The following is a 10407-nucleotide window of genomic DNA, read 5'->3' as shown; positions in this document are numbered from 1 at the left end:
AACACCAAAACTGGCGGTGATGGTAAAATCACAACCAGATGCTTCGGTTATAATGGCCTCAATAGCAGCGCGGCAATCTTCAGCGCGTAACATAGCGGTATTTATATTACAGCTAGGTAAGACGATGCAAAACTCTTCACCACCTATACGGGCAAAAATGTCATTTTTCCTGCCAAGTTTTTTACACGCATTGGTGACTTCTTTTAATGCCCAGTCACCGCATGCATGACCATAACAATCGTTAATCTTTTTAAAGTGGTCTAAGTCGAACATTATCACGCATAAATCTTGCTCGGCACTTTGACAATACTTTAACGCGCTATTGGTTACTTGAGTAAAGTGACCACGATTAAAAATACCTGTTAATGCATCATATTCGGCTAATTCTCTTACACGTTTATGAGTACGCCATAGACGTAGGCCAAACAGAGTTAGCGATACAATAATAAAAGTTAATAACACCAAGACTAAATGTCTATTGGTGACTTTTGTGGCAACCAAAGCTTGTTCAGCAGCAAGTACATTGTTTTTCTCATTTAATAAATCAATTTTATTTTGTTGCACCAGGTTCTTATTTTTAGCTAACTGGAAAGCTAAGTGTTTTGTCTTGATGTCATCTGAATACAGTCTATCTAACTCGGTATACTTTTCGTGAAAACGCAGCGCAGAGCTGGAGTTATTTTCTGTTTTAGCTATTTGGTAGAGTAGTTTGTATGCTTTAGCGGCTTGATTAACATTACTGTTATTGTTATTGGATAACAGCGCTTTTTCTGCATACAGTTTACTGTTGCTAATATCATTAGCTTGCCAATAAGCTTGCGCCAAAACATTATTTATTCCAGTAATTAATTCGGGGTAATAAGTGTTTTTTGCCGCTCCTAGAAAGGGTAGTAAACTATCTATTGCCCGACTTACATTTTTTTCAGCTAAGTAAGCTCTTGCTTGATATATGCGAATAATACTGGAAACCATATTATCATTCGTTTTTTCACAGCTATTGATTGCAATAGTTATATCAGGATCATTGCTACTTAGTTTATTTAAGTGAAACTTTGTTTCAATTGCTAATTGTTTTGCCACACAATCTATTTTTGGAGGTAATGTATGTGCCAAGAGTACCTTTATATAATGTAAAGAGAGGTCATATTGCTTCATTTTTTTATAAAAAAGAATTGTGGTTGTTAAATGCTCGTAATAACGAACACTATTATCTATTGATGCAGCTGTTTTGATATTTGTGGCAATACGTGCCAATCCCTCAAGCCACATTTTTTTGGCGGCATAAACGTGGACTAAAGTGTAACTAGCACGAAACTTAATTAACTTGTCAGCATTGGATGCTAGGATGCTTTTAAATTGTTCTTCTGCGCTATCAAACTGACCATTGTAGGTATAGCCATAACCTTTTAAAAAATTAAATCGGTGTTGTTGTTCTATAGTGAGGTCGCTTTTTATCGCCAGATTTTGCATTAATTGCTGGAATTTTAATGGTTGAAAACGTCTTATCTCATCAGCAAGCATAAGTGTTGCCGAAATATCATCCTGATTAGTTAGGACTATTTGCTCTGAATGGACAGAGTAGGGTAAGTTTTCTTGTTGGCCACTAGCTAAATTGCAATAAGTGATTAGCCATAAAAATAGTACTCCTATAATGTGAAGTCGCTTATGTTTTTTACTTTCAATAAAATTTGAACTCACAGCAGCACTATTCCTTTAGCTGGCTAATTTTTAACTTTATTAGCTATTAATTGCGTAGGCTAAAGCCTTTTCAGTGGTTTTATCTTTGTTTTCATCTTGGCTATCCTGCTCATCATCTTCAGCAGATGAAACAATTCCACACATAGATATAGCGAAGTCAGCAATAGTACCGGCTAGGCGTTCACTATCCTGCGCTAAAATTGCTTGTTTTTGCTCACTTGAAATATCGGCGTTTGCTAATAGTGCCGTTATTTCTTTATTACTTACTAAGCTTGGGTTACTAGCCATAGCCGCTAATATGTTTATTACCTTACTCATACTACTCACTCCATTTTATTATTTTGAAACGCGTTTAAGATGCGGGTTAACAAAGTTAACTATTTTCAACCTTTCCTTAGCTGGTAAATTAACAGGTTTAAGGGGAAGAGGGCAATGGCTAACCTTGATATTATCATCTTGTTTTTACTAACAATGTTTAATCGGCAACAAACGCAATTACTTTAACGGCAAAGGCATAAATATTAGTAATCCATTTTCTATTGCTGTTGAGCAAACTTAATTACGCCAGTGTTATCAACTGAACGATCAAACACTACGTAATAATTATTTAACAGCGGTAAACCAATAATGCTTTGATTGGGCCATTGCGGTAATTGGCTTAGTAAGCGAAAGCAGGCCTTACCGTAATTTGGCGTGTTAATTTGCCAGTAAGTTTCAGGCGTGCAGCTAAGTTGCACTATTTTCTCAGCTTTTGTAGTTGTTGCTGGCTGGCTAACAAAGTTGAAATAAATTGTTGGCCACTCAGACAGTGTTAACTCTCCTACATCTATACCCGTTAACTGCCCGCTCATTTCTTTAAAAGGCGCTAAACACTCGGTAAAGCTAGCGCTATAAGCAATGAGGTCGGTAATTACTTGTTGGTAAATTTCAGCCGTAAGCACAATTGCTCCTGCGCCAGTATCAATAATGGCGTTAGTGAAATAACCTTTCAGGTGCTTTTGTTCAAGCGGTGGCGCAGTGATTGGCACGTTTGTGCCAACCTGCACAGACTTTAAGTCGACATTGTAATAAATATCGTGGCTGACCTTGATGCTTTGAAACTCACCTTGGTATAAATCGCTTTGTTCTTCTCCGCCACCCAGAATAAGCAACCCTTTGTTTAGTGGATCTTTGGCTAATTCATCAGCGGGTGTTTTATTTGCTTTGCTTGAGTTGACTTTATTGATATGAATGGCAGAGCGTTTGCTATAGAAGGCAAATTTATTAGCGCTCAGTTGCTGTTCTTCTAATAAGGTAAAGTAGGTCGTTACATCGTGTTCAGGGTATTTCCACATCAATTTTTTAAAGCTGGCTAGGTCTTCACTTATTTCATCACTAAAAGGCCAAGGGTAACTTAGCGCAGGAGTAATATTATGCTCAATAAAGTAGTCGCTAAAATCAAAGCTTTTATTTAGGTGGTGATAAGCTAAACCTAAAATGCCATCGGCATCACCAAAGGTTTTACCCTGCTGTGCTGAGTGCACCACTGCAACGGGAGCATCAGTTAAATTCATGCTTGGGCTTTTCGCTATGTTTTGTGGATGTTCAGATTCATGGCAATGCTCATGAATATTGATACTGGTATAAATAACCGGACCATTCCAGCCACCAACACCGTAATTAACTTCTTGAACTGCACTGCTAGCCGTTAATTTTTGATCAAGGTTTGCTTGGTAGGCGGAGCTTTTTACCACTAGGGTGCTGCTACCGGTATCGAGTAACAGATTTACCGGTGATTTTTCACTGCCTAGGTGCAAGGTAACGCTATAGTCACCTTGTCCAAATACATTGGTAATTGGCATTCTTAAAAGTGTTGTCATAGTCTCTGGCATTATATTTATAATTATTATTGGCTTAGCACTTAGTTTAGCGAAGCGGTGTTATTTTACTCTGCCACACTTGCAGGCGTTATTCGAGCTAAGTTTGCGCCGTATTTGGTATTGTCTTTTTTTGTGGTATTTGTCAACAATTTTGTTAGTAAAGTGTACAATTTGCGCTCACATTAATGCTTTAATAAATGTCAATATCAAAAAGGTGAAAAAAAGCAAATATTGTTTAAATTCTATGCTTTTCAATTGAAATAAAGACGTGTAAACTTAGCGCCCTTTTGTAAGGTAGCTCAAAAAAACAGCAGTATGAAAATAGGCACATATCAACTTAATTCGCAGGTAATACTTGCTCCTATGGCAGGAATAACCGATCAACCTTTTAGACAATTATGTTGTCAATTGGGTGCGGGTTTAGCGGTTTCTGAAATGCTTTCGTCAAATCCGAAAGTGTGGCATACCGAAAAGTCTAAATTAAGAATGTTGCATAGTGATGGCGCAGGAATCCGCAGTGTACAAATTGCCGGAAGTTGTCCTGATGAATTAGCTTTTGCCGCCAAGGTAAATGCTGATAACGGTGCACAAATTATTGATATCAATATGGGCTGCCCAGCAAAAAAGGTAAATAAGAAATTAGCGGGTTCTGCTTTGTTAAGAGATCCAGCACAGGTTGAGCGTATTGTTCAGGCTGTGGTAAAAGCGGTAGATATTCCGGTTACGCTAAAAATTCGCACAGGATGGTGTGAAGAGTCTCGTAATGGTATTGAAATAGCTAAAATTGCAGAAAACAGCGGTATTGTTTCACTTGCAGTGCATGGCCGTACCCGTAATGACTTTTATAAAGGCAATGCGGAATACGACACCATTAAAGCAATAAAAGCGGCTATTTCAATTCCGGTAGTGGCAAATGGTGATATTACTTCACCTGAAAAGGCGCTACTGGTTTTAAACCATACGGGTGCCGATGCCATAATGATTGGCCGTGGTGCACAGGGTCGTCCGTGGATTTTTCGAGAAATTAATCACTTCTTGGCAACGGGCAATAAAATGTTAGCACCTGCATTGGACGAAGTGCGTTCAATAGTATTGGCTCACGTTATGGAGTTACATCAGTTTTACGGCGATTTCAAAGGTGTGATGATCGCCAGAAAACACGTCTCTTGGTATATACATAATCTGGTTGATACCTCCGATGGTTTCAGCGCAGCGTTTAATACTGACCAAGGCAAAGCGTTTAGAGCTATTTTTAATGCTTTAGCGTCTACCGATGAACAATTGGCGACGTTAGGCAAATTTTTTGATGATTTTGTTACTGCTCCTTCTAGGGAGCAGTACAAGTTGTCGTAGTTTTATTTTTATTTTTATTTTATTAACAAAAGAAAGAGTTATATCATATGTTCGAACAAAATGTTTCTTCTCCATTTATCACTGGCGATATTCAAACACAAACTAAAACGTCTCCATTACGTAGCCAAGCTAAAATCGCAATTAGTAACTACTTATCACAATTAAATGGTAACGATGTTGATGATATGTATGACCTTGTATTGAGCGAAATTGAAGCGCCAATGTTAGAAGAAGTTATGATGTACACTCGCGGTAACCAAACACGCGCTGCTAACTTACTCGGCATCAACCGCGGTACGTTACGTAAGAAACTTAAAAAATACGGTATGAACTAATATCGAATTTTAATGAAAAGCACCCTCGGGTGCTTTTTGTATTTATACCACTCCGAATAAAGGAGTAATCACTTAGAATGACATGGGCGACATTAGAACAAGCAAAATGAATATAGGTATAGTTATTCTATATTTAATTCATTATGTGAAGTTATCAAGTTGTCCCATGCATTCCAAAGGGCGAGTTTTAAAGGCTTATATACTGCGTTATTGATTTTGCTAAGGGATTAACCATTAGCCGCAATCAATATCTTGCCTAATAAGCCTTTAATTTCTCGCTAAGCGAGTACTCTCCTTATTCGGATTGGTATTAAGCACGCTAAATCATTTTAAATAACCATGTAACCTCGCAAGTTAGCGGCATGTCGGCACTAAGTTAGCAGTAAGTTACAACTAAAAGGTAAATAAACAGATGGATACTCCACGTCCAATTAAACGCGCACTATTAAGTGTTTCAGATAAATCAGGTATCGTTGAATTTGCTCGTCGCTTAAGTGAGAAAGGTGTTGATCTTCTTTCTACTGGCGGAACAGCAAAATTATTAGCTGAAAACGGCATCAAAGTAACTGAAGTGTCTGACTACACCGGTCACCCAGAAATTATGGATGGTCGTGTTAAAACATTACACCCTAAAGTACATGGCGGCATCTTAGCGCGTCGTGGTATTGATGAAGCGGTAATGGTAGAAAACAATATCAGTGCAATTGATATGGTTGTGGTTAACTTGTACCCATTTGCTAATGCAGTAAGTGATGAAAACTGTTCTTTAGAAAATGCTATCGAAAATATTGATATCGGTGGACCAACTATGGTTCGTGCTGCCGCTAAAAACCATAAAGACGTAACTATTGTTGTTAACGCACATGATTACGATCGTGTATTAACTGAATTAGATAACAACAACGATTCGTTAACTTATAAAACACGTTTTGACTTAGCTATTGCTGCTTACGAGCACACCGCTAGTTATGACGGTATGATCGCTAACTACTTTGGTAAAATGTTACCAGCGTATGGCGAAACTGAGTCAGAAGCCTCTTTTGACAATAAAGTTAAATTCCCACGTACTTTTAATAGCCAATTTATTAAAACTCAAGATTTACGCTATGGTGAAAACTCTCATCAACAAGCCGCTTTTTACAAAGAAGCTAATCCAGAAGAAGCGTCAGTTTCTACCGCGACTCAATTACAGGGCAAAGCATTATCTTATAACAACATTGCCGATACTGATGCCGCGCTAGAGTGTGTTAAAGAATTTGATGAACCAGCTTGTGTAATCGTTAAACATGCGAACCCTTGTGGTGTTGCTATTGGCGATAATATTTTAGCGGCTTATGAAGGCGCATATAAAACTGACCCTACTTCAGCATTTGGTGGCATCATCGCGTTTAACCGCGAATTAGATGCAGATACTGCTGAAGCCATTGTTTCGCGTCAATTCGTTGAAGTAATTATCGCACCAAGCATTTCTGCTGCAGCGGCACAAATTGTTGCTGCTAAACCTAACCTACGTTTATTAGAATGTGGTCAGTGGGATAGTAAAACTACTGGTTTTGATTTTAAACGCGTTAATGGTGGTTTATTAGTACAAGATACTGACCACGGTAGCGTAACAGCTGACGACTTAAAAGTAGTGACTAAACGTCATCCTACAGAAGACGAGTTACGTGATTTACAATTCTGTTGGAAAGTAGCAAAATTTGTTAAATCTAACGCCATTGTTTACGTTAAAAATAGTGCAACTATCGGTGTCGGCGCAGGCCAAATGAGCCGCGTATACTCAGCGAAAGTTGCTGGTATTAAAGCTGCTGATGAAAACCTAGAAGTTAAAGGCTCTGTAATGGCATCAGATGCGTTCTTCCCATTCCGTGATGGTTTAGATGCTGCCGCTGAAGCAGGTATTACTGCCGTAATTCAGCCAGGCGGCTCTATGCGTGATAACGAAGTTATTGCAGCAGCAGACGAACATAATATCGCCATGGTGTTCACAGGTATGCGTCATTTCCGTCATTAAGATTGATTCTTGTCGCTGTTAGGCACAATTTAGTTGTCGAAGGTACTCACTGACTAACGTCAGCTCCGTGCTTTCTCCTATAAATTGAAGCTAACAGCCTAAAGAACCTTTCTTAAGGAGAGATAGAAGTATAGAAGAAGAGCAGTGTTGATTTATTTACTTACAATGAAAATAAGTATGGAATAAAATCAACGCTGCTTGTTTGTTTCAAATCTGTTATAAATATTGCCGTTAATTAATACCTTAATCGCTATATGTATTATATCGATTCAAATACTAATAATACTTACAAGGAAAATAGTTATGACAATTAAAACAAACGCACTTAAATCAATCGCTATTGCAGTGGCATTAAGCTGTGGCGCATTAAGCTTATCAGCTACGGCCCATGACACTCATGCTCATGAAACTAATGCCAATAGCGCTTCAGCAAAAGCACTTGCAAACGCTGTTGCAGGCGATCATCGTACTGCTAAAAACAAAGCGCGTGATCAATATCGTCATCCTATTGAAACGTTAAACTTTTTTGGTTTTACCCCTAGCATGACTGTAGTCGAAATTACCCCAGGTGGCGGTTGGTATACAGAAATACTAGCACCAGCCTTAAAAGGTACGGGTAAACTATATGGTGCTCATTACCCTGATACCGGTGCAGATGATTACTATAGTAATTCACGTAAAAAATTAGTGAAAAAACTTGCTTCAGATGTAGTTTTTAGTGAGGTGGTTTTAACCGACTTCACTCCACGTCAAGAAAGTGAATTAGCGCCACAAGGTACAGCTGATTTAGTGCTTACTTTCAGAAATCTTCATAACTGGAAAGACGCGGGTGTTGAGCAAGTATTTAAAGATGCTTTTAATGCACTTAAGCCAGGTGGTGTTTTAGGTGTAGTTGAACATAGATTACCAGCAGGTGGTGATGCTAAAATTGCTGTAGGATATGTTTCTGAAAGTAATACTATTAAACAAGCTAAAGCCGCTGGTTTTAGATTTGAAGCTTCGAGCGATATTAACGCTAATACAAAAGATTTAGCACAATATAAAGTATGGACATTACCGCCTAGCTTAGCATTGAAAGATAAAGACAGAGCCAAATATTTAGCGATTGGCGAAAGCGATCGCATGACATTAAAATTTGTTAAACCAGCCAAATAAGTGTTGGTTTAGCGTTTAAGAATATATAGGAAGAACATATGAAAATCTTAGTTATAGGCGGCGGTGGTCGTGAACATGCTCTAGCATGGAAAGCGGCGCAATCAAGTCAGGTTACTAAAGTGTTTGTTGCCCCAGGTAATGCTGGTACAGCAACCGAAGCAAAATTAGAAAATGTTGCTATCGATATTAGTGACAATGCTGCCTTAGTTGCTTTTGCTCAAAGTGAAGACGTTGCCTTAACTATTGTTGGTCCTGAACAGCCTCTTGTTGATGGTGTTGTTGATGCTTTCCAAGCCCAAGGCTTAGCTATTTTTGGTCCAAGTGCTAAAGCAGCACAGCTTGAAGGCTCAAAGTCATTTACTAAAGATTTTCTAGCACGTAATAACATCCCTTCGGGCAGCTATGAAAAATTCACTGAAGTTGAACCAGCACTTGCTTATGTTCGTCAGCAGGGCGCACCAATTGTTGTTAAAGCCGATGGCTTAGCAGCAGGAAAAGGCGTTATCGTTGCCCTTACACTTAAAGAAGCAGAAGACGCTATTACAGATATGTTAGCGGGTAATGCTTTTGGTGATGCTGGTCATCGCGTAGTGATTGAAGAGTTTCTTGAAGGTGAAGAAGCAAGTTTCATCGTAATGGTTGATGGTAAGAACGTTTTACCAATGGCAACAAGCCAAGATCATAAACGTGCCTTAAATGGTGACTTAGGTCCAAACACTGGCGGCATGGGAGCATATTCTCCAGCAGCAGTAGTTACTCCTGAAATTCATGATCGTATTATGGCCGAAGTTATTATGCCGACGGTTGAAGGTATGGCTAACGAAGATGCACCTTACAGTGGTTTCTTATATGCTGGGCTAATGATCGCAAGCGATGGTACGCCAAACGTTATTGAATATAACTGTCGTTTTGGTGATCCTGAAACGCAACCTATCATGATGCGCTTACAATCAGACTTAGTTGAGTTATGTTTAGCCGCTACACGTGGTGAGTTAGATAAAGCAACTATCGACTTTGATAGTCGCGCAGCTGTAGGTGTTGTACTTGCTGCACAAAATTATCCAGCCAGTTATCCTAAAGGTGATGTTATTTCCGGTTTAGAGACTAACAACAATGTATCAGCCAAAACATTCCATGCAGGTACTAAGTTAAACGAGCAAGGTGAGGTTGTTACAAACGGCGGTCGTGTGCTTTGTGCAACTGCATTAGGTAATACGGTAACTGAAGCTCAACAAACTGCCTATGAACTATTGCATCAAATTAGCTGGAAGGGTGTAGAGTTTAGAACTGATATCGCTTATCGCGCTATTACACGTGAACAAGAAAACGGCTAAGTATCATTTGGGTTAGGAAATAGAAAGATCACCTCGGTGATATCGCTATTAATTAACCTATGATCATCTAGTTAACTATAAAAAACCGGCCTTAGTGTCGGTTTTTTTGTTTTTGAGAAGAAAGTAAGCTTATTACCGAGCCATATCTGTACCTTTATTAGTATTAAGTAGTAGGTTAACAACCTTATAAAAAAATATGGGTTGTGCAATTTAATGACTAAGGATCCTATGTGATCGTGCTTTATAGAGCGATAAGAAAGCTATATGTACATTAAGCGTCCGATCAATCATGAAAGTGAAAATAAGCCTTGATCAAAAATGAACTCTCTCTATAATGCGCCCCAGTTCCAAGGGGTTCACGCAAATTGAATCATCAAAGGACTGTTTTGATAAGTTATCTAATTACTTTTAAGGTGAATTAGTTGACTTAACGTAGATTTTTAAATTCATTTTAAATAAACATTGACATTAAAACTAGGCAGCGTATTATACGCCACCTGCTTCGGAGCAACAGCAACGAAGTGAAGCAAATTGAGTTCTACTTAATTTGTTCAGATGAAGAGCGAATGCGACTCTTATCTTCGTTCCATACGGGACGTTTTCTTTAACAATTAGTTATCATGCAATTTGTGTGAGCACTCACATTAATGTTGTTTTAC

Annotated in this window: 8 protein-coding genes; 5 read left to right on the top strand and 3 right to left on the bottom strand. The window is 38.6% G+C overall.

Features of this window, described 5'->3' with window-relative positions; translation table 11 throughout:
- The 3 genes from HRT50_RS15550 to HRT50_RS15540 all read right to left on the bottom strand — a co-directional run.
- On the bottom strand, positions 1–1698 hold a 1698-nt coding region (locus HRT50_RS15550; RefSeq protein WP_291616120.1), incomplete at its 3' end, for a GGDEF domain-containing protein.
- Positions 1699–1737: 39 nt separating this feature from the next.
- Positions 1738–2016 (bottom strand): hypothetical protein, encoded by a 279-nt coding sequence (locus tag HRT50_RS15545; RefSeq protein WP_291616118.1) that lies wholly within the window; start codon positions 2014–2016, stop codon positions 1738–1740.
- 218 nt (positions 2017–2234) lie between these two features.
- Positions 2235–3557 carry a pepsin-like aspartic protease gene (locus HRT50_RS15540; RefSeq protein WP_291616116.1) on the bottom strand — a complete coding sequence of 441 codons (1323 nt, stop codon included), beginning with the start codon at positions 3555–3557 and terminating at the stop codon, positions 2235–2237.
- Positions 3558–3872: 315 nt separating this feature from the next.
- Here HRT50_RS15540 and dusB point away from each other — a divergent pair, with 315 nt between their 5' ends.
- The 5 genes from dusB to purD all read left to right on the top strand — a co-directional run bounded on the left by dusB (position 3873) and on the right by purD (position 9748).
- Entirely contained in the window at positions 3873–4910 is a 1038-nt protein-coding gene (gene dusB / locus HRT50_RS15535; RefSeq protein ID WP_291616114.1) for a tRNA dihydrouridine synthase DusB, read from the top strand.
- 47 nt (positions 4911–4957) lie between these two features.
- Entirely contained in the window at positions 4958–5245 is a 288-nt protein-coding gene (gene fis, locus HRT50_RS15530) for a DNA-binding transcriptional regulator Fis (protein ID WP_011041412.1), read from the top strand.
- A gap of 412 nt (positions 5246–5657) precedes the next feature.
- The gene (gene purH, locus HRT50_RS15525; RefSeq protein WP_291616107.1) at positions 5658–7259 is read left to right on the top strand and encodes a bifunctional phosphoribosylaminoimidazolecarboxamide formyltransferase/IMP cyclohydrolase; all 1602 of its coding nucleotides are present in this window, start codon (positions 5658–5660) and stop codon (positions 7257–7259) included.
- A gap of 303 nt (positions 7260–7562) precedes the next feature.
- A complete protein-coding gene (locus HRT50_RS15520; RefSeq protein WP_291616104.1) occupies positions 7563–8414 on the top strand; it encodes a methyltransferase in 852 nt (283 codons plus the stop codon).
- A 38-nt stretch (positions 8415–8452) separates the two neighbouring features.
- On the top strand, positions 8453–9748 hold the full coding sequence (gene purD, locus HRT50_RS15515) for a phosphoribosylamine--glycine ligase (protein WP_291616102.1): 1296 nt from the start codon (positions 8453–8455) through the stop codon (positions 9746–9748).
- The last annotated feature ends 659 nt before the right edge of the window (positions 9749–10407 follow it).

Source organism: Colwellia sp. (assembly GCF_013215345.1).
In the GTDB taxonomy this organism is placed as follows: Bacteria; Pseudomonadota; Gammaproteobacteria; order Enterobacterales; family Alteromonadaceae; genus Colwellia.
This window is presented reverse-complemented; position numbering and strand designations above follow the sequence as displayed.

Bases quoted from the DNA above. Each gene is read 5' to 3' on its own strand.
- HRT50_RS15520 (WP_291616104.1), top strand. From the start codon at position 7,563: ATGACAATTAAAACAAACGCACTTAAATCAATCGCTATTGCAGTGGCA.
- fis (WP_011041412.1), top strand. From the start codon at position 4,958: ATGTTCGAACAAAATGTTTCTTCTCCATTTATCACTGGCGATATTCAA.
- HRT50_RS15540 (WP_291616116.1), bottom strand. From the start codon at position 3,557: ATGACAACACTTTTAAGAATGCCAATTACCAATGTATTTGGACAAGGT.
- dusB (WP_291616114.1), top strand. From the start codon at position 3,873: ATGAAAATAGGCACATATCAACTTAATTCGCAGGTAATACTTGCTCCT.
- purD (WP_291616102.1), top strand. From the start codon at position 8,453: ATGAAAATCTTAGTTATAGGCGGCGGTGGTCGTGAACATGCTCTAGCA.
- HRT50_RS15545 (WP_291616118.1), bottom strand. From the start codon at position 2,016: ATGAGTAAGGTAATAAACATATTAGCGGCTATGGCTAGTAACCCAAGC.
- purH (WP_291616107.1), top strand. From the start codon at position 5,658: ATGGATACTCCACGTCCAATTAAACGCGCACTATTAAGTGTTTCAGAT.